The sequence below is a fragment of the Amycolatopsis sp. NBC_00438 genome (genome assembly GCF_036026695.1).
Taxonomy (GTDB): Bacteria; Actinomycetota; Actinomycetes; order Mycobacteriales; family Pseudonocardiaceae; genus Amycolatopsis.
Genome location: NZ_CP107923.1, coordinates 9,228,635 through 9,254,549 on the forward strand (window position 1 = coordinate 9,228,635; position 25,915 = coordinate 9,254,549).

Below are 25,915 nucleotides of genomic sequence, written 5' to 3' on the forward strand. Positions count from 1 at the left end.
CGTCACCGCAGGAGGCAGGCGCACTCCAGAGCGGCGCGTTCCTCGCGCACCGCACCGGCTTCCGGCAGATCGAGCTCGGCGAACGCGCTTTCGGCGGCGGCCCAGTACGCGACGGCGTTTTCGTGGTCGCCCATCGCGTGCAGCGTCCTCGCGATGTCGTGGCGCGCGCGGGCCTCGTAAGCGCGGTTCCCGTGGCCGGCGGCCAGGTCCAGGGCCGACTTGGCGGCGGTGAGCGCGTCCCGGTGCGCGCCCTGGGCGAGGGCCGTCGTGCCGCGGTCGAGGTAGAGCTGGGTCTGCAGGTCGGCGTCGGGCACGTTCGCCGCCACCTCGCGCGCCTTCTCGTGATAGCGCACGGCCTGGGGGAACCGGCCTTGCTGACGGTGCACGTTGCCGATGTTGTTCAGCGCGTACGCCTCGACGACGTGGTCCCCGATCCGGGCGGCGTAGCCGTGCGCGTCGGTGTAGCTGGCCAGCGCATCCGTTAGGAGGCCGAGCTTTTCCTGCACGGACCCGAGATTGTTCAGCGTGTGTGCCACGCCCTGGATGTGGCCGACTTCGCGCAGCATCCGGGCAGCCGCCGAGTGCTGCTCCAGGGCGACGTCGAAGTTGCCGTGCAGTTCGTTGAGGTAGCCGAGCATGCTCAACGCGTGGGCCTGGCCCCGCGGGTCTTCGCTCCTCTCGGACTTGGCCAGCGCGGCCTCGAGGTGGGCGATGGCCTGGTCGTGCCGGCCCAGCTCCATGGTGGGAATGGCGAGCGCGCACAACGTCGCCGCCTCGCCCCGCTCGTCGCCGAGGCGGCGCCACTTCGGCAGCGCCTGCGCGGCCAGCTCCAGCGCCTCCGAAAGCTGCCCGCGCCGGTCGTTCGCGGTCGCCAGCCGGAGCAGCACGTGCGCCTGGCCCAGGTCGTTGCCCGGGTCCGCGGAGACGACTTTCCAGGCGAGGTCGAGGGTGCCGATCCAGTCCTCGAACTGGTTCGTTGTGTTGAAGTAGCGCCACAGCAGCACGGCCAGCCGCCAGGTGTGCTCGGGCAGCTCGCGGTCGGCGGCGTACCGGACCGCGGCCACGAGGTTGTCGCGCTCGGCGACGATCCACCGCAGCCCCGCGTCGGAGTCGGCGAAAACCGGCGTCACCGGGCAGGACCGGTCCGTTGCCGGCAGCTGGGCCTTGTCGAACGGGTACGCGGCGCCGACCGCGGCCGCCAGCGTCACGAGGTAGAAGTCGAGCAGCCGCACCAGCGCGCCCTCGCGGTCGGCCGGCTCGGTGGCGGCGAACTCCTTGAGCGGGTCCAGCATCTGGTACCGCTCCGGCGCGGCCTCCTCCAGCAGGCTGACCTCGTGGAGGTCGTCGAGCAGCAGGCGGGCCTCGGTGACGTCGCAGCCGGCGAGCGCCGCCCCGCCGGGGACGCCGACGACCGGGCCCGGCACGCTGCCGAGCAGCCGGAACAGGGCGCGTTGCGGCTCGCCGAGCTGCTGGTAGGACACCCGGACGGCGGCGGTGCCGTCGACGTTCTCGCTGTCCGCGCCCCACGGCCCGTTCTCTTCGAGCAGCCCGAGCAGGTGCGTCAGGGGCCACCGGTCGTGCCGCCGGAACAGCGCGGCCGCGACCCGGATGGGCATCGGCAGGAACCCGCACCGGCGGACCACGGCGGCGACCTCGCTCGTCCGGCCGCGCACCCGCGCCCGGCCGGTCAGCTGGTGGAACAGGTCGGCCGCTTCTTCGGGCGGCAACGGCGAAAGCCGGATGTTCTCGCCGGTGTCCGCGTCGCCCATCCGCCGGCTGGTGATGACGGCCAGGCAGCCGTCCGTCTCGGGCAGCAACGGCCGGATCTGCTCCGGCGTCGCGGCGTTGTCCAGGACGAGCAGGGTGCGCGTGCCCCACAGGGTGTCCTGGTACAGCCGGACTTTCCGGCCGACGGTGGCCGGGACCTGTTCGGCGGGGACGCCGAGTTCGGTCAGCAGCTCGGTGAGGGCGTCGCCGACGTCGACCGCGTCGACGCCCGGGGTGAACCCGTTCAGGCGGACCAGCAGCTGCCCGTCGGGGAACCGGTCGCGGAGCTGGTGGGCGGACTCGACGGCCAGGCCGGTCTTGCCGACGCCCGGGGCGCCGCTGACCCAGACCGCGCGCTGCCCGGTCGCGGCGGCGGACTCGATCGCGGCGAGCTCCGCGGCGCGGCCGGTGAACCCGCCCGGCCGGGTCGGCAGGGAGCTGGGCGGATCACCCTGTTCGGCGCGCGCGGCGAGCTTGCGCAGCACGGGCCCGGGCTGCATGCGCAGGCCGTCGAGCGCGTCACGGGTGCTGGTGAACACGCGCAGCGCGCCCGCCCGGTCACCGCCGGCGAGCAGGGCGCGGATCAGGAGTTCGGCGTGCTTCTGGCTGGCCGGGTCGGCCTGGACGAGTGGCCGCAGCCGGTCGCGCGCCGAGCGGTGGTCGCCGGACTCCAGCTCCAGCTCGGCCAGGTCGCCGACGGCGTCGGGGTAGCTCTCGTCCGGCGAGATCACGTCGGCGCCGCCGACCCGGTCGATGTCGATGTCCTCGAGGAACTTCCCCCGCCACAGGTCGAGGGCGGCGCGCAGCAGGGTGATCGCGCGGCGCGGGTCTTCGGCGCGGACGTCCGTGGCCTGGTCGCGCAGCCGGGCGAACCGGATGGTGTCCAGCTGGTCGTCGCCGATCCGCAGCAGGTAGCCGGTCGGGGTCGTCTCGATGCCGACGTCGCCGGCGTCCTGGACGACGTCGCGCAGCCGCTTGATGTAGCTGCGCACCATGGTGGGCTTGGCTTCCCGGCCGGCCCAGACGACCTCCGCGAGCCGGGCGGGCGTCACCGGCTTGTTCGCGTTCAGGAGCAGCACGACGAGGACGAACCGCTGCTGCTGGTCACCCAGCTGCACCGGGACGCCGTCGTGCCACGCCTCCAGCGGGCCGAGCATCCGAAACTCCACGCGGCCTCCCCGGCGCCAGCTTGCTGTCCGCAAATGACATCGCGCAATCGGCCGAAAGGGTTTCGAAAATCCGCATTTCCTCCACGTTCGATACACACGCCCTTGCCAGACTCCGCCGGTCGATCAGGGGTGTGAAGGAGAAACCGGTATGGGGTCCGACGTGTTGCCGTGTTACGTCGCTTGCGATGTTTCGCTCTCGATGGCCGACCACATCGACGAGCTGAACAGCGGCCTGCGGGAGTTCCGCGGCGCGGTGCACGCCGACGCGTCGGTCACCGGCCGGATCCTCTGCAGCGTCGTCGGCTTCGGGGAGACGCCGCACGTCGTGCAGTCGCTGCTCCCGATGGACGAGCTCGCCGAGCTGCCCGCGCCGCGCGCGTGTGCCGGCACCAACTTCGGGCCGGCGTTCAGGTTCCTGCGAGAGGTCATCGACGGGGACGTCGGCGGGCTGGAGAAGCACCGCCTCCAGGTCCACCGGCCGGTCGTCTTCTTCCTGTCCGACGGCCAGCCGACGGATCCGGTGACCTGGCCCGCGGCGTTCGCCGAGCTCACCGACCCGGCCTGGGAACGGCGCCCGCGCGTGGTCGCGTTCGGCGTCGGCGACGCGGACGAGGACGCGCTCGGCCGGATCGGCACCTTCCGCACGTACCTCGGCCGCGACGGCGTCCGCGTGGGCACGGCGTTGATCGCCTCGGTGATGCACGTTCTGTCCACTTCCCGTCCACCGGCCGGTCCCACTCTGTCCAGAAAAGGAGACGCCATGGAAACGCACTGAAGGAGACCACTGTGGAGCGTTCCGAGCTGGTCCACGAGCTGAAGGTGCTGCGCAAGGGCCGTGGCCTGCAGGGCCGGATCGAGGAGCGGGTGGGCCCGGTGCTGAGGTCGGCCTGCGACGTGACCGCCGACGACGGCCTCGTGGTGATCCGCACCAAGGTGGCCGCCCGGCTGTCCGAACTGGCCGAGCACCTGCCGGAGGACCTGCGCCTGGCGGCGTTGGCGGCCTTCGCGATCTCCGCGGAGGCCCGCCAGCCGCTGTACCAGGACCGGGTGAAATGGGCCGCGACCCGCGTCGACCGCGACCCGCGGACGGTCCGCCGTCGCGTGGACGAGGCGATCGACCTCCTGGCGGAGCTGGCCACCGGCGGGCGCCGCGGCCCGGCGCCGTCGGAGAAGAGCCGCTGGCACACGGCCGAGCTCCGGGTGGCGATGGTCCTGGACCAGCCGCGGCCGGAGATCCTGGAGCAACGCCGGATCGTCGCCGATCAGAGCGGCTTGCGTTCGCTGGACCTGGCCGTCTCGCTGCCCGCCGGTCGTGAGGACCTGTCGGTGACGGTGCTGTACGGCGGGACGCTGGTGGACCGCGGGATGGAGGCGAGCGACCGCTGGGGTTACGGGCTGGAGCTGCCGAAGCCGTTGTCCCGGGGCGAGTCGTGGGAGGTCGCGGCCCTGTTCCGGCTGCCGTCGGCGGCGGCGCTGCAGCCGTGGATGGTGTGCGTGCCGCGGCACGTGTGCGACTCGTTCGACCTGCGCGTCCGGTTCGGACTGGAGCACCCCCGCGAGGTCCGCGCCCTGGACGGCGCGTTCCAGCGAGACGTCGCGGACCCGGCGTGCGGCGGTCGCCGCCTCGCGGTCGATTCGGCGGGGGAGGTCCACCTGCGGTTCCGGGGGCTGACTCCGGGGCTGGCCTACGGCGCCCGGTGGGGGGACGCGCCGTGAGCGCTCAGTCCAGCAGCCGTTGTTCCTTGGCCACGGCGACGGCGCCGGCCCGGGTGTCGACGCCGAGCTTGCCGTAGATCCGGCTCAGGTGGGTCTTGACCGTCGCTTCGCTGATGAACAGCGCGCGGGCGATCTCGCGGTTGCCCAGCCCCTGCGCGAGCTGGCGCAGGATGTCCCGCTCGCGATCGGTGAGGGAAGGCCGCGGGGTGCGCAGCTGCGCCATCATCCGGTCGGCGACCGGCGGGGACACGGCGGTGCGCCCGGCCGAGGCCGCGTCGATCGCCGCGTACAACTCGGTGGCGGACCCGGCTTTCAGCAGGTACCCGGTGGCGCCCGCGGCGATGGCGCGGGTGATGTCCGCGTCGGTGTCGTAGGTCGTCAGGACCAGGACCCGGGGCGCGTCCGGACCGGCGTGGATCCGCCGCGTCGCCTCGATCCCGTCGATGCCGGCGCCGAGCTGCAGATCCATCAGGACGACGTCCGGGCGCACGGTGGCCGCCGTCGCGACGGCTTCCTCCCCGCTCGCCGTCTCCGCGACGACCTCGATGCCGTCCGCGCCCGACAGCAGGGCGCGCAGCCCGGCGCGCACGACGGCGTGGTCGTCGCACACCAGCACGCGAATACTCATGGGGCAGTCTCCAACGGGATCGCGGCCGAAATGACGGTGCCCTGGCCAGGGGCGGATTCGACGGTCAGGCGGCCGCCGAGCTGCCGCGCCCGGGCCCGCATGGCCGGGAGGCCGTGGCCGCGTTCACCCGGGTCGGCTTCTGTCATGTGGAACCCCTGTCCGTCGTCGGCGACGTCGAGCACGACCTGGTCGTCGAGGTAGGTGAGCGTGACGACGGCGCGGCCGGCCCCCGCGTGCTCGAGCGCGTTGGCCAGCGCGCCCTGGGCGATGCGGACCAAAGCGGACTGAACGCGCTCGGGCAGCGGCCGCTCGGCGCCGTCGACGCGGACCTCGGCGGGCAGCCCGGCCTGCGTCTGCCGGTCGGCGACGGCGTGGAGCGCGTCTTCGAGCGTGGCGTCGGCGAGGTCGGCGGGGGCGAGGTCCTGCACGAGCCGGCGCGCTTCCGACAGGTTGCCGGTGCCGACGCGCAGCGCGGAACGCAGGTGCTCGCGCGCCAGCTCGGGCCGGGCCCACGCCTGGTCGGCGGCCTGCAGCAGCATCGCCTGGCTGGACAGGCCCTGGGCGAGCGCGTCGTGGATTTCGCGGGACACCCGGTGCCGCTCGGCCAGCACCCCGGCACGCCGCTCGGACTCGCGCAGCCGCTCGGTCTGCCGTCGCATGAAGGTGATCACCGCGGCGGTGACCACGGCGATGGCGATCGGCACGATGGTCAGGTTCGGGTCGAAGCCGTCGGCCAGCCGGTTCTGCGAAACGACCACGAGCGCGGTGACCACGGCGACCACGGCGAGCGCCGGCCCGGTCGGCAGCGTGCGCAGACCGGTGACGAACAGCGGGATCGCCGACCAGGCGAAGCTCGGGGCGAGCACCACCAGCACCACCCAGAACGCGAGGACGACGATCAGCCAGACCAGGCCGGGCTTGCGCATCCCCACGCCGTAGGCGACGACGAGGGCCGCGGTCAGCGCGATCACCCACGGCGCCAGCGAGGTGCCCTCGTGGCGCGTCAGGAACCGGACCGCGGAGGCGAGCACCAGCAGGAAGAACGCCGAGTGCATGACAGCGGCGAGCCACCGCGCGTCGGAATCGGCCGTTGTCATGTTCGCTCCCCTCCGCTCTCAGCGTCGACCGGGCCCGGTGCCCGCGCATCAGCCGATCGGCTGACCCGGTGGTCGGCCGATGCGTCGACCGCACCGGCCTGGTGGCGGGCTGAAGCTGGAGTCATCGAACCGCACGACTCCGAGGAGCGCACCATGATCTCGACCCGCACCCGCATCGCCGCCGCCGGCTTGGCGATGGTCAGTGCCGCCACCGTCGGCGCGGTGTCGGCGTCCGCGGCGCCCGCCACGGGCCTCGTCCAGACGTCACACCTGTCGATCGCCGCCGCGCAGAAGGCCGGTCAGGCCGCGCTGAACGCCGCCACCAAGGCCGGCCAGCACGTGTCGGTCGCGGTGGTGGACCGCGACGGCAACACGGTCCTGACCCTGCGCGGCGACGGCGCGGGCCCGCAGTCCTACAGCTCGGCGCAGCAGAAGGCGTTCACGGCGGTCTCGTGGAACGCGAAGACGTCCGAGCTGGCAGGCCGCCTGCAGCAGACCCCGACGTTGAAGGACATCGAGGGCACCCTGTTCCTGGCCGGCGCGGTCCCGGTGACCGCGGGCTCGACCCCGATCGCGGCGGTCGGCGTCGCCGGCGCGCCGTCGGGGACGCAGGACGAGTCGTTCGCGCAGGCCGGCGTGGACGCGCTGGGCAAGTAACGTGTCGACGGTGTTGATCAGTGACGTCCGCCCCTGGGGCGGCCCCCGCAGCGACGTGGAGCTTCGCGGCGACCAAATCGCGGCGATCCGCCCGCACGCTCCCGGGGTCCCGGCTGCGGTCGAGGGCCGCGGCCGCCTGCTGTTCCCGTCGTTCAGCGACGTCCACGTCCACCTGGACTCGACCCGCATCGGCCTCCCGTTCCGCCCGCACACGGGCGGCCCGGGAGTGGTCGCGATGATGACGAACGACCGCGACAACTGGCGCTCAGCGGAGGTCCCGCTACCGGAGCGAGTGGCCGGCACCCTCGAGCGGATGATCGCGCACGGCACAACGCGAGTCCGCAGCTACGCGCAAGTGGACGTCGACTGCCGTCTGGAGAAGCTGGAAGCGGTCCTGGCCGCGCGTGAGAAGTTCGCCGCCCAGGCCGAGGTCCAGGTGATGGCGTTCGCCCAGGCCGGAATCCTGCGCGAACCAGGCACGCTGGAGCTTCTGGACGCCGCAATGCGCTCAGGAGCAACAGTCATCGGCGGCATCGACCCGTGCACGCTCGATCGAGACCCCAAAGGCCACCTGGACGCGGTATTCGCCCTGGCGGAGAAGCACCAGGCGGAGATCGACATCCACCTGCACGAGCCGGGCCACCTGGGCCTGTTCTCAACCGACCTGGTGATCGAGCGCGTCCGGGCGCTGGACATGCGAGGCAAGGTGACGATGTCCCACGCGTACGACCTGGGCTCGATCTCCGAGTCGGTCAGCCGCCGGGTCATCGACGACTTCGCGGCGCTGGACATCGCGATGACCACAGTGGCGCCCTCGGCCGCCGGCCAGCTGTCTCTGCTGGACCTGGTTTCCTCGGGCGTCCGCATCGGCCTGGGGGAGGACGGCCAACGCGATTACTGGAGCCCGTACGGCAACTGCGACCTGCTGGACCGCACGTGGCAGCTGGCCTTCACCCGCGGCTTCCGCCAAGACGCGCATGTGGAGCTGGCCTTGGCGGTCGCCACCATGGGCGGCGCGTCGATCATGAGCCACGACGTCCCGCGCTTGGCGGGTCTCGAAGACCGCCCAGGCCTGGCGGTGGGCGACCGAGCGGACCTGGTCCTGGTGGACGGCGAAACCCCGACAAGCGCGGTGATGGACCGAGGCAAGGACCGCACGGTCCTCCACAACGGCGTGGTGGTGGCCGACGGTCTCGCGGTGCTCAAGCGTTGAGGGATGGCTCAGGCGTGCGCAGCTCATGGCCATCCCAGGTGAACCTCGCCGTGGTCACGGCGTCGTCGCCGTCGGCGCCGGTGATCAGCTGGTGGATGCCGATGCCGCTCAGTTCCGAGTAGACGCACCACTCGTGGTCCGACGTCAGCATGAGGTCGAGGTCGAGCGCCGACAGCAGCCCGAACACCTGCCCTCGGTTGGTGGCGTCGACCCCGACGAACACCTCGTCGAGCAGAATGACGCGGGGCGCTTGCGGCGCGGCCTGGTAGTGCGCGGCGACGGCGGCGAACAGCGGCAGGTGGAGCGCGATCGCCTTTTCCCCGCCCGACAGCGCCCCGTGCAGCTTGCGGGTCAGCAGTTTCCACCCTTCGCCGTTGGCCCGGTCGACCTTGACCACGAACTGGTGCCACGCCGTGTAATCGAAGACCTGGGCGAGCTGCTGCTCCCAGCTCGTCGCCGTGTCGTCCGCCTTGGCCTGTTCGATCCGGTCCCGGAAGAACCGGTGCAGTGATTCCCGTTCCGCGTCGTTCAGTCCGGCCGGATCCTTGAGCAGGAGGTCGCGGGCGGCTTTGGTGCCGGTCGGCAGATCCGGTGCCACCTGCCAGACCAGGTGCACTGCCACCTTCGACGCCGTCCGCACCCGCTCCAGTCGGGCGTTCATCCCGTCGACGAGCTCGTTCGCCTGCCGGATCCGCGCGGCCAGGTGCCGCCGCGTGTCACCGGTCAGGGTCTGGTCGAAGAGCTGCCGCTCGCGTTCGGTGATTTCGTCGCGGCTCTGCTCGGCCTCCGTCCGGAGGATGTGCAGCAGCTCCGCGGCGCCGACCCGGATGCCGTCGACCACCGCGGTGAAGACCTGCACGTCCTCGTCGGTCTCGAGGTCGAGGTCCGCGCGCGCCTTCAGGGTTTCCCGGCAGGAGTGCACGGATTCGGAGAGCCGGTGCAGCGCGTCGCCGATGTTGGCGGGCGAGTGTGGAATGGTCGGCCAAGCGCCGGCCACCAGCCGAGCTGCCTCCAACGCGGCGCGGACGCCGTCCGACGCGGCGAGAGTCGCTTCGAAGGTGGTCAGGTCGTCGATTCCGCCGTCGGCGGGGAACACACCGGTCGCCAAGTGCCGGAACCGGTGCGCCGCGTCATCCCGGCGGGTCCCGGCGAGCCGGTGGGCTTCGTCGTCGGTTTCGCGCCGGACCTTCACCTCCCCGAGCTTGGTGGCGAGTTCGTTGACCGAGCGGGCGGTACTCCGGTGCTCTTCACCCAGTTCCCGGATCTTGGCGCGCAGGGTTTCGATCTCGGCCAGCACTTCCCGGTAGTCGACCCCGAACGTGCTGTCGACGGCTTCGAGGGTGGCGGCGAGCCGTTCGTGGTCGCCGGCGGCGTTCGCGGCTTCTTCTTCCCGGTCGGCGGAGATCTCCGCCGAGCGCCGGGCCTGTTCGGCCGCGGCGGTGGCGACCTGCCGGAAACCGGCCAGCTTGGCGTGGGCTTCCAGCCAGCCTTCGGCTTGGTCCTGGAAGGAGGCAATGGCGGTCGCGAGGGTGCCGAGGGCCGCGCGGTCGGTCGGCAACCCGTGTTCGGCGGCGACGCCGGCCAATTCGTGGAGCGCCCGGGCCACCTCCCGATCGCGCGAGGTGACGGCGTCGACCCGGTCCCGGACGATCCGTTCGGCCGCGGCGCGTTCCGACTCCCGCCGCACCACGTTCTCGGTGGCGGCGGCCACCGCCGTGTGCCCGGGACGCGCCGCACGTTCGTGCGCGACCACCTCCCGGCGCGTCAGCAGGGCAGCCAGCTCCTCGCCCAGCGAGGTCACCGCGGCGTCGTACTCCGCGACCGATGCCGTCAGCGCGTCGATGCGACGTCGGCGGGCTCGTTGGCGGGCGAGGGCGCCGACGTAGGAAGCGTGCTCCTTTTCCCAGCTCCCGCTGAGCGCACCCAGCCGCCACGACCCGTCCGCGCCGATCGCCGCAGGCGCGCCTTCAGGCAGGTCGTCGCCGAAAGCGATCGACCGCAACAGCCGCTCGACGGCGCTCGGCTCGACACCGGCGTCGCGTTCGGCGATCAAGACGTCGCCGAGCGACCGGCCGGGTACCGGCGGGAGAGCACCGGGATCGGCGAAGACGTCGTGACCCGCGACGTCGCCGCGCGGCCCGACCCAGGCGTCCAGCAGGCCGCTTCCTTCGAGCGCCGCCTCGACGGCCGCGGCCGTCCGCGCCGGCGTCGAGTCCGAGAAGTCGACAAGCCGCCACAAGGGCGCCCCGATCATCGCCGCCCGGTCGGTCGTCCGAGTCGGTGGAGCTTCCGGCGGCAGGTCCTGCTCTGTGCGGAGCCGGGCGAGAACGTCGGTCAAGCCGGCACGTTCGCGTCGCGCGGTCGTCAGCGCCGCGCCGGCTGTCGTTTCCTGGCGGATGATGTCTTCCAGGATCGGCGTGGCGACGGCATCGATCCTGGCGAGCAGCTCTGGTTCCGATTCCAGACAGCTCAGGAGGGTTTCGGGCTCCGGAAAGCTCAACTCACGACAGCCCGCCACCCACGCCAGAAGCTCGGTGCTCAACGCGGTCAAGGCGGTTTCGCGTTCGGCAACCGCGCCCGTGAGGTGTTCCTGTGCCTCGGAGAGCCTGGTCCGGGCCGTGTCCAGGTCGGACTCCGCGTGCGTTCGCCGGTCGACGGCACGCTCGTGGCCGTCCAGTGCCTTGCCGACCGCGTCGAGCTGACCTCGCCTGCTCCGCACGGCGGCGCCGAGCAGAGTCCGGGCCTGGCTCGTCTCGGTTTCCACTCGTGCCGAGACTTCCTCGTACGCGCTCACCAAACCGGCCCGGGTGGCGGCGTTGCGGGCCTCGAGCTCTTGCACCTGAACGGCTTCCGCCTGCTGGTGCACGGCTTGCCCGGCGGTTCGCCGGACCTGCTCGTCGCCTGTCGCGGCGGCGCGCTTGCTCGCCGCGTCCCGGCCGAGCCGTTCGGCGGCGGAGCGGGCTTCGGCCGTCCGGCTGCGCAACCTGTCCAGCTCCTGCCCCTGCTTGTACTCCTCGCTCTCCATCAGCCCGGCCTTGCGTGCTTCGGTGGTGCCGATTTGGCCGGCCAGCTCGTCGGCTCGGTGCTCGGCGGTTTCCTTCTGCCGGGCGGTGGTCTCGTGGCGTTCGGCCGAGTCGCGGGCGGCCTTGGCCCGGTTGTCCAGCTCGGTCGTCGCCGAAATCAAGGCTCCGGCACCGGCGCGGAGGACACGCTGGGCGTAGGTGCGCTGGCGGGTGGCCAGCGTACGGGTCGCGTGGACTTCTTCCTCGAGTGCTTTGAGCCGCCCGCGTTGCGCGTCGAGCCGCTCGAAACCTTCGGCGAGGTCGGCGATCTCCTGCTGTCCCAAGGGAGGCAACGCGCGGGAAAGCAGGCTGGACAGCAAAGCGGGGTCGAGCCGTTGGGACAGCTTCGGCATTCGCAGCTGGAGCAACGCCATGATCAGCGCGTCGAAGCGTTGCTCGCTCAGCCCTGGGAACAGCGTCGTCCGGACCTCCGTGCGGTAGTCGCCCGCGTTGCCGTAAACGACGCCGTCGGTGCCGAGGCGCTCCTCCAGCACACTCTTCGTCAACGGCTGGCCCGCTTGGTTGACGAGGGAGAGCTCGTCTGGAGCGACGCGCAAGCTCGTGGTGAAGTAGTCGGGGTGCACGCTGGTGGTGTGCGAACTCGCCTGCAACCGGGCGCCGCAGGTGAACCAGCGCTCGGGCTCGCCGGGAAAGCGGAACTCGAGCCAGACGTAGCCGACCCTGGTGGTTCCGGTCGCCCCCTCGCCCATGAGGTTCCAATGCATGGTTCGTTCGCCGGTGCCGAACGTCGAGAGCCGGTTGGCGCGCAGGCTCGCGTCGAACAGGAACGGCAACAGCAGCTCCAGAGCCTTCGACTTCCCGCTCCCGTTGGGCCCGCGCAGCAGCAGGCGTCCCTCGTGGAATTCGAAGACCTCGTCGTAGTACCGCCAGACGTTGAGGATCCCGGCCCGGGCCGGGATCCAGCGCGGCGGCCGTGCCGCGGTTTCCCCGGCGGCGTGCTGGGGGAGTTCGGTCACCGTCATGGCGTCGTTCCTCCGGGTTCGGTGGTCCGGGCATCCCGCACCGCGTAACGGGCCGCGGCCGGAAGCGGCCGCACCAGGCCGGCTTCGTGCTGAGCGAGCCCGAACGCGGTCAGGACCGCGAGAGCGTCCGACGTGAGCTGCCGGGGCCCGTCTTCGTTGCGATACGTCTTCGCCCACCGGGGAAAGCGGTCGAGCAGCGCGGCTGCTCCGATCTCCAGTTGCTCCACTGTGGACGGTCCGGTGAGGGACTCGAGCAGCAGCAGGGCCGCGACCTTCGCGGTGCCGGCGTCGTCGGGGAACCGGCTGTCGGTCGCGATGCCTTCGACGTCGACGAGGAGCACGCCTTCAGCGCGCTCCTCCAGGACGAAACCCGCCTGGTCCGCGGCCCGGCGCAGCAGCTGACGTCCGGTCGGCGAGGCGAGGTAGGCGCGTTCGTCGGCATTCAGGTCCTCGAAGTAGAGCACCGGATCGTCGACGATCCGGCGGAACACCGAGTGCCGCAGCCACAGGTTCCGCTGAACTTCCGACCGGGTCGCGGTTTCGTCGTGGGCGCCGGAAGCAAGTCCGTAGCGTCGTTCGCGGGACACTGCGGCCAGCAGCTCGTCGAAGCGCAGCGCCACCTCCTCGACCGGGACCGCGAGCTGCGACGCCCCGACCGGTGCGGCCAGGAGCCGGAGCAGCAGCGTCGCGTCGATCCGGTACAGCACCTTGGCCTCCGCCGAGTCCACGAAGGCTTCGGTCGTCCCGTCGACGACCTCGACCACGCCGTAGGACTCGAGCAGGCGCAGGACGTCGACGAACGCCATGCGTTCGCCGCGGCTGGCGGTCTCGAACGCCGGCACGACGTCGTCCGCCGCGGTCGCCCGCCCGACCCGGTCCGCCAGCAGACCGATCGTGGTCACCGGGACCGCGAGCAGCTCGGCCGCGACGACGCACAGCAGCGCGTAGCGGCGACGGTCGAACGCGGCCCGCCCGGACCGCGGCCGCCGCGCGGGCCTCGTCGGGTCCGTGACGGTCCGCACCTTGACCAGCCGGGCGTACCCGAGCCGCGGTTCGACGGTCAGGGTCCACCCGCAGTAGTAGTCGAACCACTGCCGGATCGGTTCTCGCCGGCGCCGGACCAGGTCGAACGCCTCGGGTTGGCTGAGCTCGGCGATCAGCGGGGTCGCGAGCAGCCGGCGGATGCCGTGCGCGACCTCCTCGCGTTCGGCGCTCACCAGCTGGTTGGTCAGCTTGGTCACGGGCGGCCTCCGGCGCTGCGCCGGACGAGCCGCTGTCCGGCCGTACGGATCTCCACCTCGTAGTCCGGGCCGCGGAACTGCCCGCGCGGAGTCGTCACAGTGGCCGTCGAACCGTCCCGCGGCGGGCGGAGGAGGATCTCGATCCGGCCGTCGGAGGTGGCGCTGTGCCGGTTGCCGGCGCGACCGGGAGCCGCGCCGAGCGCGCATCCCAGCAGATCCAGCAGGCGCTCGAAGACGGCGTGATCGAGCGCCCCGAACGACGACAGCCGGATCGCACCACCCGTGTCGAGCATGTCCCACGCCGCTTCCAACTCGGCTCGCTCCGCGCGCGCCTGTTCGGCTCTGGCCGCCCGCACCGCCGCGACGTCGCGCACCTTGCCCGTGCGGCTGAATCGTTCGGTGCGCCCGCTCGTCCTCAGCAAGGGGGAGACCTCCACCGGCGGGGCGTCCGCCCACGGCGAGGTCGAGCTGATCAGCTCGGGATCGGGATGAGCGAGATGAGCGTGCCGCGCGGAGCTCAGCCCGAAGACGGTCGACCACAGCCGGTGGAGGTCGTCCTGGGCGGGGACCACCGTGAACCACCGGGCGAGCTCACGGAAGTCGGCCACCGCGCTGCTCGTCCGCCGGCGTGACTCCGTGATCCGGTCGAGCACCTGGAGCAGCGCGATGATCGCCTTGCGCGCGACGAGGTGCAGCTGCTCGACCCGCGGCTGGGAGCCGTCCACCGGCAGGAACCAGGTGCGCAGGCCTTCCCACTTCGCGCGCCGGTGCTCGAGCCAAGACGGACCCGGGTCGGTGGCCGTGAGCTGGGGCAGGTCGGCGCCGGTCAGGGCGCGCAGCTGCATCAACCCGACGCCGTGGTCCTCGACCTGCTGGATCCGGACCGCGATGGTGTGCGACCGGTGTTCGAGGTTGGTGAGGAACTCCTGGAGGTAAGCCACCGTGCTGGCCTTGACCTCGTGGAAGGTCGTGAGGTTCGCGCCATCCGCGCGCAGGAGCCGCTGCAGCTCGCCGTTGAACTGCTTCGTGTTGCCGCGCAACGCTTCGAGGTGGGCTTCGAGTTCGATCAGCGTGGTGAAGATCCGCCGGTTGGTGCCCCTTTCCAGTTCCCTGACCAGGTCGCCGAGCCGGTCGGCGATCGCGTCGAGCACCGCGGTCTGCAACGCACCGGTCGCGGCCAGGACGTTCATCGCGTGGACCACGCCCGCGAAGGCGGCTTCGCCTTGTCGCGTCAAGGAATACTGCAGGTTGCGACGTTCGTACTCGCCGGCGGTCCGGTAGTTCTCGGAGTGGTTCTGGACGACGTCGACGAGGTTCCAGTCCCGCAGCTTCCCCAGCGCGTCGGTGAGTTCGTCGTCCTCGATCGCTTCGAGCCGGCCGACGGTGCGCAACCGGGCCCGGACGTCGTCGAGCCCCAGCGCGGTTTCCAGCCGTTCGTTGGCCTCACCGAAGGCGTGCAGGATCGAGACGTACAGCCCCGCCCGATCCCCGCTGGTGAAGCGGAACATCTCGGGCGGGACACGGATCGGATCCATGCTGCCTCCCGGTGGTCATCGGTCACGCTACGGGACGGCACCGACAGTTTTCGGAGACGCGGATTCGGTGACCGGTCTTTGTCAGCTTCCTGTCCGCTGGACGATTTCATCCAGAAGCGCCCTTGCCAAGCGCTCCTCCGGAACGGTTCGCCCGGCTTCGGTGAGGTGCCTGGCCAGCTGCGCGTCCCACGGCACGGAGGTGACCCGGCCGACGGATGGCCCATCGGCCACCGCGGCGAGGTAGTCGTCACTGCTCATCCGCCAGGGCACCGCACCGGTCCGCGCGACGACGTTGGCGGCGATCCGCAGCCCTTCGCCGTCGAAGTCACCGTGGTAGTACAACGCCGATCCCGCGGCGGAGAGCTGGTTGAGCAGGAGGATGCCCGCACTGCTCGGCCACCCCGACGTGCACACCAAGGGCGGGCAGCGCTCGCCGAACCGATCGAGCGCCACGGCGAGCACACTGGGGTTCTCGAAGACCCACACCTCGGGCGGTGCGCTGGTCAACGCCGTCGTGGCCCGAAGCTGTTGCAGGGTGAGGGCCGCCGCGAACCCGGCGTCGGCCCACAGCTCGAGAACGTCGCTGACCACGCCACCCCGCGTCCGCAGCCCGGCCGCAAGAACGGTGGAAGACAGCTGGTCGTCGGCGATCCCGGCCCGTTCCCACAGGGCCCGGCGCTCAGGCGCGTCGGCCGGAGGCGGGACGTCGTAGATGGCGACCAGGGCCTTCAGGACGAGGTTCGCGCAGCGTTTGCCCTCGTCCAAGGCGTGGGTATCACCGAGAACCTCGTCAGCGAACTTCGGAAGCGGCTGTCCGGCCGCGGGCAGCTCGGACAGCACCTCAAGGACCTTTTCCAGCTCTTCCCTGGTCCGGGCGATCGACCCGCCGACGAGCCCGGCCCGCCGGATACTGGCGACCCAGTCGCCGAGCGCCGGCTGAGCCGTGACAACCGGATGGCCGCCGAGCCAGTCCCACAGCTCAGCGCGCCGAGCCGCGGCTTCACGCCGCTCGGCCGCGCGGTCGCCGATCGGCCCGACGAGCCGGCTGACGACGGCGCGCGAGTCCTGGCCGGTACGGTCCAGCAGCACTTGGTCGAGCTTGGCGAGGCTGATCTCGACGTGCTCGCCGGGCAGCCGAGCGGACCCGAGCAGGTCGGCCAGGGCAGTCCGCTGCCCGGGATCAAGCGGCCCGACCTTCACCCGGCTGACCGCCAACCCACCCGACAACCGCGCGTGCACGGCTTGCCAGAGCGGCATCAAGGCGATCGGCAGTTCCACGATGCCGCCCAGTTTAGGCTGTGGATCCGGGTGAATATCCCGCGCGTATGTCCGAACGCTCAGTGCTCAGGATCGTCCGGGACGTCCACGGCCGGCTCGGCGAACGAGCAGACGAGGATGTCCTGCTCTGCCTCGAAACCCTGCTGGAAGCGCGACGTAGCTGGCTGGCGGTGCCGGACCCCACGTTGTGGAAGACGGGTGATGCGCACCGGCTGCTGATCGAGCTGGCGGCGACGCGCCTGACGAACGCGTTCGGCATGGACGAACACGCTCCGGCCGCGTTACGGACGTTGTTCGACTTCCTCGACGCCACCGACCGGTTCCACCCGGCCTCCATGCGCGCCGCGACGCTGCGCAAGGAGCTGGCCAAGGCAGCGGCGAAGTTCCCGGCGGCGATGGCGGACGAGTCCCAGTGGCGGCTGGCGAAGCGCCTCTACACGGCGATGCGCGCGGACGGCGTCGACATCGCCGACGACGTGAAGGTCGCGGCGTGGACGAAGGCGTTCAACACGTCCCCGGCCGCGCGTCGGCGTGCCGTCCTCGGCGCTCTTCTCGACCACACACCCGAACTGGCTACCGCGAAGTTCGCCGCGCGCGACGGCCAGGTCGCCGCGGTCCGGCGCGGCACCGAGTTCCCGGCCGAGTTCCTCGACGACCTCGAGCCGCCCGTGGCACAGCCGCCGATCACGCTCTCACCGGCCGCCGAACTCGCGGACCAGGCTCGCGCCTCTGCGCTGATTCCCCGCCTCGTGGCGTGCGGCCGCTGGGCAGCCGAGGGGAAAAAGGTGACGCGCCGAGGCTTCCCGTCCCCGAGCGACACGGCCGGTCTGGCGGACGCGCTGGGTTTCGAACCCGGTCCCGGGGCCCGGGACCCACGTGACCACGTTCCGCTGATCCGGGCCTGGCGCTTGGCGCTGGACGTCGAGGCGCTTCAGCTGCACCGGACCCAGGTGGTCGCGGACCCGGACTCGCGGCCATCGAGCGTCTGCTGAGCGGAGACGCGGGCACCGAAGAGACCCTGCGAACCTGGCACGAGATCGCCGACGTCGCGATCACCGGTCCGGCTGCCTTGGACCTACGCGATGCGGAGACACGCGAACTGTCGGAGTTCAGCCGCCCGTGGGGCCCGCGGGCTCTTGGCGAGCTGTACCGCGCCGAAGAGCCGGCCGATCTCGAAGACCTGGTCGACGAGCTGGTCGCTCTCTACGAGGACCCGGACATCGACGATCTCACGTTCGAGCTGGTGGGCGCGGCTACAAGGGCCGGGCTGCTCGCGGCCTCCGAAGCCGGCGTGGTCGAGGTGACCATCCCCGCCGACGCGGAACTTCCCGCCACAACCGGAGCCTTGCTGGGCGAACCGGCGTGGGCGGTGATTCCGGTTCAGGGCACGACAGTCGCCTTGACACCGCTGGGCCGCTACTTCGTCCGGGAGAACCTCATGGCCGAGGGAACTGATGCGCCGCTACTGGAGCCGACCTCGTAACTCCGGCCTAGGGCCGAGATACAAGGAGATCCGCTATCACGTCGGATTGCGCGCGGAACCGTTCTGAAGCGAAGGATGCGGTGTGCCCCCGGCAGGATTCGAACCTGCGACACCCGCTTTAGGAGAGCGGTGCTCTATCCCCTGAGCTACGAGGGCCTTGCCGACGCAAGCTTAGCGGGCCCGGGACACGCGCAGACGAAGGGGCACGGATGGAGTAACCCGACCTCCGTCGTCACCCGACTGAGTGGTTCTGGCCGCGGCCCTACACCTCCAGGGTGGGCCGATGGCGCCTGACCTGGTCGGACCAGCAGCTCACCTGGTCGTGTCTGGTTTCGAACTGCTGAACAACAGTAGGTAACCTTCGTTAACGGGACGCGGGGAGCCGCCTCCTACTGGCTGTTGCGGAGGGCTTCGTTGATCAAGCTCATGTTCGCCGACGACGAGGAACTGGTGCGCTCGGGGTTGCGCGCGATGATGTCCGGGGCCCAGGACATCGAGATCGTGGGCGAGGCGAGCGACGGCAGATCCGCGGTGGAGGTCGCGCGTCGGTATCACCCTGACGTGGCTCTTCTCGACATCAAGATGCGTGCCCCTGACGACGGCATCCGGGCGCTGCGGGCCATCCTCGCCCTTCCTGACCCGCCCACCGTCGCCATGCTGACCACCTTCGACATCGACGAGTACGTCAGCCTCGCGCTGCGGCTCGGGGCCAACGGCTTCCTGCTCAAGGACATCGACCCCGCCGCGCTGCTGCGGGCCGTGCGGGACCTGGCCAAAGGCGGTGCCGTCCTCGATCCGGGGGTGGCCGCGCGAATGGTGCAGTCGCACCGGGACGAGCAACGCGCCGCTCAGCCGGCTCGCAAGCTGCTCGCTTCTCTCTCCGAACGAGAACGCGAGGTCGTCGCGCTGATCGGGCAGGGTCTCAGCAACGCTGAGATCGGTGGGCGGCTCCACCTGTCCGAGGCCACCGTCAAGGGGTACGTCTCCGCCGTGCTCTCCAAGATCGGGGCCGCCAACCGCGTGCAGGCCGCGCTGCTGGCCTACCGCGGTGGCCTGCTCGACCAATAGAAGCCAGTAAATGCTGCTCACGGCGCTGGAGTTCCTCGGGCTCGTCGCCTTCGCGGCGTCCGGGGCGCTGGCGGCCGTGCGGGCCCGGCTCGACGTCTTCGGTGTCGTCGTGGTCGGGCTCACCACGGCGCTCGGCGGCGGGGTCATCCGGGACGTCCTGCTCGGCATCCACCCGCCGACGACGCTGCGGAACTGGCCCTACCTCGCCGTCTGCGCCGTGACCGCGCTCGTCGTGTTCGTCTTCCACCCGCAGGTCGCGCGGCTGCGGCGGGGTGTGCTGCTCGCCGACGCGCTCGGGCTCGGCGTGTTCGCCACCGCCGGGACGACCATCGCGCTCAACGCCGGCGCGACCGTCTACGCCGCGTGCCTGATCGGCATGACGACCGGGATCGGTGGCGGCGCCGTGCGCGATCTGCTGCTCCGGGAAATCCCGCTGGTCCTGCGGAAAGAGATCTACGCCGTGGCCGCGCTGGCCGGCTCGGTGCTCGTCGCGATCGGTCACGCTCTGCGACTGCCCGAGGGGCCGGTCACCGTCGTGGCGGCCGCGGCCGTGGTGGCCGTGCGGATGCTCGCGCTCTGGCGGCACTGGAACGCCCCGGTCGCGCGCGGTCCGGAGTGAGAGAAACTCTTTGTGTGTTCTGTGTGTGTTCTTAGGCGAGTCTCAGCACGCTGAGTAAAACTATCGCCATGCGCATCCTTGTGGTGGACGACGACCGCGCCGTCCGTGATTCGCTCCGGCGGTCCCTGGAGTTCAACGGCTACCAGGTCGAGCTGGCCGGCGACGGTGCGCAGGCGCTCGAGGCGATCATCGCCAACCGGCCGGACGCGATGGTCCTGGACGTCATGATGCCGCGGCTCGACGGCCTGGAGGTCGCCCGCCGCCTGCGCAGCACCGGCGACGACCTGCCGATCCTCGTGCTGACCGCGCGCGACACCGTCTCGGACCGGGTGTCCGGGCTGGACGCCGGCGCCGACGACTACCTGCCGAAACCGTTCGCGCTCGAGGAACTGCTCGCCCGGCTGCGCGCGCTGCTGCGCCGCGCCGTCCCGGAGGGGCCCGGCGGGCAGGCGTCCGAGACGTTGGCCTTCGCGGACCTCACCCTCGACCCGGGCACGCGCGAGGTGCGCCGCGGCGGCCGCGAGATCAGCCTGACCCGGACCGAGTTCGCGCTGCTGGAACTGTTCCTTTCCTACCCGAAGCACGTCCTCACGCGGGGCCGGATACTGGAGGAAGTATGGGGTTACGACTTCCCGACGTCGGGCAACGCCCTGGAGGTCTACGTCGGCTATTTGCGCCGCAAGACGGAGGCCGAGGCGGAGCCGAGGCTGATCCACACGGTGCGGGGGGTGGGGTACGTCCTGAGGGAAACTCCCCCGTGATCGACCCGCCCGGGGAAGAGGACCCGCGCGGCACCCGCTGGGGTACGCGCCGGTTCTCCCTCCGCGGCCGGGTCACGCTGCTCGCCGCGGCCTGTGTGGCCGGCGCGGTCGCGCTGGTCTCCCTCGGCGCGTACATGGTCGTCAGCAGCAACCTCTACCAGCAGCTGGACGACGGCCTCGTCGCGCGCGCCGAGGCGGCGGTCAACTCGCCGCAGGTGCAGACCGAGCTGCGGCAGGTCCCCGGCGCGTTCCTGGCGAGCGCGGACCTGCAGATCGGGCAGCTCAACGCCGCTCCCGACGTCCAGCACGCCGTGATGACCTACCCGCTGTCGAGCTCGGCGCCGCCGTTCGACCAGCGGGAGCTCGACGTCGCCAACGGCGATTCGGCGCAGTCGCTGCGGACGGACTTCCGCACGGACAGCCGGGTGGTCGCGCTGCCGTCCGGGCACGGCGAGGCCATCGTGCTGGCCCAGTCGATGGGTCCGACCAAGCGCACGCTGAACGAGCTCGCGCTGGTGCTGTTCCTGATCGGCGGCGCGGGCATCCTGGTCGCCGCCGCGGCGGGCACCGCGGTCGCGCGCGCCGGCCTGCGCCCGGTGGACCGGCTGACGTCGGCCGCCGAGCGCGTCTCCAAGACCGGCGACCTGCGGCCGATCCCGGTCAGCGGCGACGACGAGCTGGCCCGCCTCACCCAGACGTTCAACACCATGCTCGGCACGGTCGCGGACTCGCAGGAGCGGCAGCGCCAGCTGGTCGCGGACGCGGGCCACGAGCTGCGGACGCCGTTGACGTCGCTGCGCACCAACCTCGAGCTGCTGCTCGCCGCGAGCAAGCCGGGCGCGCCGCCGCTGCCGGACGCGGACCGCGTCGACATCGTCGCCGACATCAGCGGCCAGCTCGACGAGCTGACCCAGCTCATCGGCGACCTCGTCGAGCTTGCCCGCCAGGACGAGCCGCGCGAGCGCTTCGAGCGCGTCGAGCTGCTGGACGTCGTCGAGCGGGCGCTGGACCGGGCGCGGCGGCGTGCGGGCGAGATCAACTTCGACGTCTCGCTGCAGCCGTGGGTGCTCACCGGGGACAACAGTTCGATCGAACGCGCGATCCTGAACCTGCTGGACAACGCGGTGAAGTTCTCGCCGCCGGACGCGACGGTCTGGGTGCGGCTCTACCCGCTCGGCGACGGCACCGCGGTGGTCGAGGTGGCGGACGCCGGCCCGGGCATCGCCGAGGAGGACCTGCCGAAGGTGTTCGACCGCTTCTACCGCTCGTCGGAGGCGCGGACGCTGCCCGGTTCCGGGCTCGGCCTCGCGATCGTCAAGCACGCGGCCGAGCGCCACGGCGGGGCGGTCTACGCCGCGCGGGCGCCCGAGGGTGGCGCGCTGATGACCATCCGGCTGCCGGGCGCGCCCGGCTGAGGTTGCTGTCGGGTAACTCGGGGGACAGCGGGCCGCGGTGGCGGCCAGGATCGGCGCATGCTGCTGCGCCGATGCCCGGCCGCCGCGGGAGCCGGCGTGGTCGCGGCCCTGACCGTGACGTCGGCGCCGACCACCGGCTGGTGCACCGGGGGCAGTTGTGTCCTCTTGGGCTTCGTGCTGGTTCCGCTCGTGCTGCTGGCCGCTGTCCTGCTCGCCTGGGCGGTCCTGGGTCTGGCCCGCGTCCGCCCGGCTTGGCCGGTCGCGCTTGCCGGGCCGCTGGTCGTGTTGTCCCTGACGACGACGCTGCTGGGCAGCGTGTGGACCTGGCCTCTCGCGGTGTACGTCGTCGTGGTCGCGGCCTGTTACGTGCTGGCGGCTCTGGTCACCTCAGCCGCGCTGTCACGGGCCTGGCGGGTTGCGCTCGGGTCGCCGGTGGTGGTGTTGTTCGGCTGGGGTGTGCTGCTGCCCCTCCTGGTGCCTGGCCTGTGACCAGGTGTTTCGAAGTTCACCCCGATCACCTCAGCGGATACCATGTTGAATCGTGTAGGATTTTGTGTGGTTGGGGAGCCGACTCGGGACGGAGTGAACGGTGCTGGCGCGTCAGCGACAGGCGGTGATCCTGGAAGAGGCACGCCGGACCGGTGCGGTCCGGGTCAGTGACCTCGTGACCAGGCTGGGCGTGTCCGACATGACGGTCCGCCGCGACCTGGACGTCCTGGCCGGCCGCGGGCTGGTCGAGAAGGTCTACGGCGGCGCGACGTCCATCGTCGGCAAGAGCACCGACGAACCCGGTTTCGAGGCCAAGTCCGTCCGTCAGCGCGCGCAGAAGGAAGCGATCGCCGCGCTCGCGGCGAACCTGGTCCGGCCGGGCACCGCGATCGGCATCTCCGCCGGCACCACCACGTGGACGCTCGCGCGGGCGCTCGACGCGATCTCCGGGCTCACCATCGTCACCAACTCGATCCAGGTCGCGGACGTGCTGCGCGGGTCGACACAGCCGGACCGCACGGTCGTGCTCACCGGTGGCGTGCGGACGCCGTCGGACGCGCTGGTCGGGCCGGTCGCCGTGCACAGCCTGCGGTCGCTGCACCTCGATGTCGTCTTCCTCGGTGTGCACGGGATGTCCGACGGGCCGGGGTTCACGACGCCGAACCTGACCGAGAGCGAGACCGACCGCGCGCTGGTCGAGGCCGGTCGCAAGCTGGTCGTGCTCGCCGACCACACCAAGTGGGGCACCGTCGGCATCTCGACGATCGCCGACCTGGACGAGGCCGACGTCGTCGTCACCGACGACGGGATCCCCGACGACGCCAGGGAAATACTCGCCGAAAGGGCAGGGGAACTCATGATCGCCGAGACGGCGGAGACAGTCGAGGCTGAAGAAGCGTGAAGCGCACGTCACGGCGCCTGGCCGATGGCCGGGAGATCATCTATTTCGACCAGCCCGGCGCGCCCGAGCGCGTCGCCGAGGACACCCGCGACCTGCCGCCGGTTTCGGCCGCGTCGGAGATCCGGCTCGACCCGCTGACCCACGAGTGGGTCGCGATGGCCGCACACCGGCAGACGCGGACGTACAAGCCGCCCGCCGACCTCTGTCCACTGTGTCCGAGCAAGCCCGGCAAACCCAGTGAGATCCCGGAAAGGGACTACGACGTTGTCGTGTTCGAGAACCGCTTTCCGTCCTTCGCCGAGGATGTGATCGGCGAACCGACCACTGTGGACGGTCTCGGGCTGGTGCCGGTCAAGCCGGGGCGGGGGCGCTGCGAGGTCGTCTGCTTTACCAGCAACCACGACGGTTCCTTCGCCGGGCTGACCCCGAAGCAGGTGCGGGCCGTGGTCGACGCCTGGGCCGACCGGACCGCCGGACTGTCCGAAGTGCCGGGTGTGGAACAGGTTTTCCCGTTCGAGAACCGCGGTGAGGAAATCGGCGTCACGCTGTCCCACCCGCACGGGCAGATCTACGGCTACCCGTTCGTCACGCCCCGGACCGCGCGCATGCTCGACGTCGCGCGCGCCTACCAGGCCGAACACGGCCGCCCGGTGCTCGGCGACGTCCTGGCCGCCGAACGCAAGTCCGGCGCGCGCGTCGTGGCGTCCGGCGAGCACTGGACGGCGTTCGTGCCGCCGGCGGCCCGCTGGCCGGTCCAGGTGCAGATCGTGCCGCACCGGCAGGTTCCGGACATCCCCGCGCTGACCGACGCCGAGCGCGACGACTTCGCCGACGTCTACCTGGACGTCCTGCGCCGTTGTGACGCGCTGTACGACCGGCCGTTGCCCTACATCGCGGCGTGGCACCAGGCACCGGTGCGCCAGGACCGTGAACTCGGCTGGCTCCACCTGGAGCTGTTCTCCGTGTTGCGCGCGAAGGACAAGCTGAAGTACCTGGCGGGGTCCGAATCGGGCATGGCGGTCTGGGTGAACGACGCGACACCGGAGCAAATCGCGGAACGGCTCCGCGCGGCGGGGTGACCCGGCCATACTCATCTCCGATGCACAGGTTCGGCTCAGGAACCTCTCAGGACCGTCCCGCAAGGTGATGACATGACCGAGAACGACCCCACCGCGCACGACCCCGCGACCCCGCGGCCCTCCGCGGACGCCCAGCCCGGCTCCGGCCAGGAGGCCGCCCCGGGCGGTTGGGCCGGGAGTCCGTACGGCGAGCCGAGCGCCACCGCGTCCGGCAGCCCGTACAGCGACCAGAGCGCGTCCGGCAGTCCTTATGGCGACCCGGCGTCCCCGTCCGGCGGCACGCCGCAGTACGCGGCGCCGGCCGAGCCGTCCTACCACGCGGTCACGGGGGCCGATCCGTCCTACGGGGCGCAGAACCCCTGGTCAGCACAGGGCGCGCAGACACCGCCGCAGGGGCACCACCAGCAGAGCGTCTACCCGCCGCCGAGCCCGTACGCGCAGCCCGGCACGTCGGTCTACAACGCGCCTCCCGCCCCGCCGGCGAAGCGCTCCGGCGGCAAGCTGCTCGCCGGCGTCGCGCTGGTCGCGCTGCTGGTCGGCGGCATCGCCGGCGGCGCCGTCGGGTACCTCACGGGCGGGACGTCGGGCCCGTCGAGCAACGCGCTCGACGCGCCGAAGCCGGCCCAGCAGACGGGCAACGCGCCCGCCGGATCGGTCGAATCCGTCGCGCAGAAGCTGTCGCCGAGCGTCGTCGAGCTGCAGGTGAGCGGGCAGCAGGGGGCCGGCGAGGGCTCCGGGTTCGTCATCAGCACCGACGGCTACATCCTGACCAACAACCACGTCGTCGAGGTCGCCGCGGGCGGCGGGCAGATCCAGGCCGTGTTCCAGGACGGCCGGAAGGCCGCGGCCAAGGTCGTCGGCCGCGACCCGACCACGGACATCGCGGTGGTCAAGGTCGACGGCGTCGGCAACCTGACCCCGGTCGAGATCGGCCGGTCCGACGACCTGCGCGTCGGCCAGTCCGTCGTCGCCATCGGCTCGCCGTTCGAGCTGGCCGGCACGGTCACCTCGGGCATCGTCAGCTCGCTGCACCGGCCGGTGCGGGCGGGCGGCAGCACCGGTGACCAGACCACGGTGATGGACGCCGTCCAGACCGACGCCGCGATCAACCCGGGCAACTCGGGCGGTCCGCTGGCCAACATGTCCGGCCAGGTCATCGGCATCAACTCGGCGATCTACAGCCCGCAGTCCGGGCAGCAGGGCCAGGGACAGGGCGCGTCCGAGGGTGGCAACGTCGGCATCGGCTTCGCCATCCCGATCGACCAGGCGCGTCGCACGGCGGACACGATCATCAAGACCGGCCAGGCCGTGCAGACCTACATCGGCGCGCAGGTCAAGGACGCCCCGCAGGGCGGCGCCGAGCTCGGCGCCATCACCGCGGGCAGCCCGGCGGAGAAGGCCGGCCTCAAGTCGGGCGACATCGTGACGAAGATCGACGACCGCACCATCGACTCGTCCGACACGCTCGTCGCCGCGATCCGCACCCGGGCGCCGGACGAGAAGGCCACGTTCACCCTGCAGGGTGGCCGCACGGTCGAGGTGACCCTCGGCGGGCAGCCCGTCACCCCCAACTGATCCATTCCAGACGCTCGGCCGCCCTGGCGCGGCCGAGACCAACCCTTGGCTCGACCCCCGTGACTTTCGGGGCCGGACCCACAAGGCCACGCGCGACCGGATTTCGACGCCGGTCGCGCGTGGCCGCTTTTGTGGGGGCTTCTGGACTGGTTTCTCATGTGTCTGGAGGGGTATCGCGC

At 71.5% G+C, this 25,915-nt stretch carries 21 protein-coding genes and 1 tRNA gene; 14 read left to right on the plus strand and 8 right to left on the minus strand.

The annotated features are described in order from the left end of the window. Positions 1–2: 2 nt before the first annotated feature. The gene (locus tag OG494_RS42525) at positions 3–2,936 is read right to left on the minus strand and encodes an AfsR/SARP family transcriptional regulator (protein WP_328448583.1); all 2,934 of its coding nucleotides are present in this window, start codon (positions 2,934–2,936) and stop codon (positions 3–5) included. Positions 2,937–3,084: 148 nt separating this feature from the next. Here OG494_RS42525 and OG494_RS42530 point away from each other — a divergent pair, with 148 nt between their 5' ends. Next, complete coding sequence (locus OG494_RS42530; RefSeq protein ID WP_328448585.1) at positions 3,085–3,711, plus strand: vWA domain-containing protein; 627 nt, start codon at positions 3,085–3,087, stop codon at positions 3,709–3,711. A gap of 11 nt (positions 3,712–3,722) precedes the next feature. After that, positions 3,723–4,652, plus strand: coding sequence for a hypothetical protein (locus tag OG494_RS42535; protein WP_328448586.1), 930 nt, complete (start codon positions 3,723–3,725; stop codon positions 4,650–4,652). Positions 4,653–4,656: 4 nt separating this feature from the next. Here OG494_RS42535 and OG494_RS42540 read toward each other — a convergent pair whose 3' ends face one another. After that, positions 4,657–5,280, minus strand: coding sequence for a response regulator transcription factor (locus OG494_RS42540; protein ID WP_328448588.1), 624 nt, complete (start codon positions 5,278–5,280; stop codon positions 4,657–4,659). Beyond that, complete coding sequence (locus OG494_RS42545; RefSeq protein ID WP_328448589.1) at positions 5,277–6,377, minus strand: sensor histidine kinase; 1,101 nt, start codon at positions 6,375–6,377, stop codon at positions 5,277–5,279. Before OG494_RS42545 ends, OG494_RS42540 begins: the two co-directional genes overlap by 4 nt. Positions 6,378–6,530: 153 nt before the next feature. On the opposite strand from OG494_RS42545, the gene OG494_RS42550 reads away from it, so the two are divergent. Then, positions 6,531–7,034 carry a GlcG/HbpS family heme-binding protein gene (locus OG494_RS42550; protein WP_328448591.1) on the plus strand — a complete coding sequence of 168 codons (504 nt, stop codon included), beginning with the start codon at positions 6,531–6,533 and terminating at the stop codon, positions 7,032–7,034. 10 nt (positions 7,035–7,044) lie between these two features. Next, complete coding sequence (locus OG494_RS42555; protein ID WP_328448593.1) at positions 7,045–8,247, plus strand: amidohydrolase family protein; 1,203 nt, start codon at positions 7,045–7,047, stop codon at positions 8,245–8,247. On the opposite strand, the gene OG494_RS42560 is transcribed toward OG494_RS42555, so the two are convergent. From OG494_RS42560 to OG494_RS42575, 4 genes are all read right to left on the minus strand, one after another. Beyond that, positions 8,237–12,292: a TIGR02680 family protein gene (locus tag OG494_RS42560; RefSeq protein WP_328448595.1), complete on the minus strand. Its 4,056-nt coding sequence runs from the start codon at positions 12,290–12,292 to the stop codon at positions 8,237–8,239. The genes OG494_RS42555 and OG494_RS42560 overlap by 11 nt on opposite strands. After that, positions 12,289–13,533 (minus strand): TIGR02678 family protein, encoded by a 1,245-nt coding sequence (locus OG494_RS42565; RefSeq protein WP_328448597.1) that lies wholly within the window; start codon positions 13,531–13,533, stop codon positions 12,289–12,291. Before OG494_RS42565 ends, OG494_RS42560 begins: the two co-directional genes overlap by 4 nt. Continuing rightward, positions 13,530–15,068 carry a TIGR02677 family protein gene (locus OG494_RS42570; RefSeq protein WP_328448599.1) on the minus strand — a complete coding sequence of 513 codons (1,539 nt, stop codon included), beginning with the start codon at positions 15,066–15,068 and terminating at the stop codon, positions 13,530–13,532. Before OG494_RS42570 ends, OG494_RS42565 begins: the two co-directional genes overlap by 4 nt. Positions 15,069–15,149: 81 nt before the next feature. After that, on the minus strand, positions 15,150–16,346 hold the full coding sequence (locus tag OG494_RS42575; protein WP_328448601.1) for a TIGR02679 family protein: 1,197 nt from the start codon (positions 16,344–16,346) through the stop codon (positions 15,150–15,152). Positions 16,347–16,393: 47 nt separating this feature from the next. On the opposite strand from OG494_RS42575, the gene OG494_RS42580 reads away from it, so the two are divergent. Together OG494_RS42580 and OG494_RS42585 are read left to right on the plus strand one after the other, a co-directional pair. Then, a complete protein-coding gene (locus OG494_RS42580; RefSeq protein WP_328448603.1) occupies positions 16,394–17,338 on the plus strand; it encodes a hypothetical protein in 945 nt (314 codons plus the stop codon). A 77-nt stretch (positions 17,339–17,415) separates the two neighbouring features. Beyond that, positions 17,416–17,829 (plus strand): hypothetical protein, encoded by a 414-nt coding sequence (locus OG494_RS42585; RefSeq protein WP_328448605.1) that lies wholly within the window; start codon positions 17,416–17,418, stop codon positions 17,827–17,829. An 83-nt stretch (positions 17,830–17,912) separates the two neighbouring features. Here the strand turns inward: OG494_RS42585 and OG494_RS42590 are convergent. Then, positions 17,913–17,985: transfer RNA gene (locus tag OG494_RS42590), tRNA-Arg, on the minus strand. Positions 17,986–18,243: 258 nt separating this feature from the next. Between OG494_RS42590 and OG494_RS42595 the strand changes: the two genes are divergently transcribed. The 8 genes from OG494_RS42595 to OG494_RS42630 all read left to right on the plus strand — a co-directional run bounded on the left by OG494_RS42595 (position 18,244) and on the right by OG494_RS42630 (position 25,736). Continuing rightward, positions 18,244–18,897, plus strand: a complete 654-nt coding sequence (locus tag OG494_RS42595) for a response regulator (protein ID WP_247058120.1) — start codon at positions 18,244–18,246, stop codon at positions 18,895–18,897. A 10-nt stretch (positions 18,898–18,907) separates the two neighbouring features. After that, positions 18,908–19,516 carry a trimeric intracellular cation channel family protein gene (locus tag OG494_RS42600; RefSeq protein WP_328448609.1) on the plus strand — a complete coding sequence of 203 codons (609 nt, stop codon included), beginning with the start codon at positions 18,908–18,910 and terminating at the stop codon, positions 19,514–19,516. A gap of 68 nt (positions 19,517–19,584) precedes the next feature. Then, a complete protein-coding gene (locus tag OG494_RS42605; RefSeq protein ID WP_328448611.1) occupies positions 19,585–20,277 on the plus strand; it encodes a response regulator transcription factor in 693 nt (230 codons plus the stop codon). After that, positions 20,274–21,692, plus strand: coding sequence for an ATP-binding protein (locus tag OG494_RS42610; protein ID WP_442874349.1), 1,419 nt, complete (start codon positions 20,274–20,276; stop codon positions 21,690–21,692). Before OG494_RS42605 ends, OG494_RS42610 begins: the two co-directional genes overlap by 4 nt. Positions 21,693–21,749: 57 nt before the next feature. After that, positions 21,750–22,181, plus strand: a complete 432-nt coding sequence (locus tag OG494_RS42615; RefSeq protein ID WP_328448613.1) for a hypothetical protein — start codon at positions 21,750–21,752, stop codon at positions 22,179–22,181. A 100-nt stretch (positions 22,182–22,281) separates the two neighbouring features. Beyond that, a complete protein-coding gene (locus OG494_RS42620) occupies positions 22,282–23,082 on the plus strand; it encodes a DeoR/GlpR family DNA-binding transcription regulator (RefSeq protein WP_328448615.1) in 801 nt (266 codons plus the stop codon). After that, positions 23,079–24,161, plus strand: a complete 1,083-nt coding sequence (gene galT / locus OG494_RS42625) for a galactose-1-phosphate uridylyltransferase (RefSeq protein ID WP_328448617.1) — start codon at positions 23,079–23,081, stop codon at positions 24,159–24,161. The genes OG494_RS42620 and galT overlap by 4 nt, the downstream gene beginning before the upstream one ends. Before the next feature lie 72 nt (positions 24,162–24,233). Continuing rightward, complete coding sequence (locus OG494_RS42630) at positions 24,234–25,736, plus strand: S1C family serine protease (RefSeq protein WP_328448619.1); 1,503 nt, start codon at positions 24,234–24,236, stop codon at positions 25,734–25,736. The last annotated feature ends 179 nt before the right edge of the window (positions 25,737–25,915 follow it).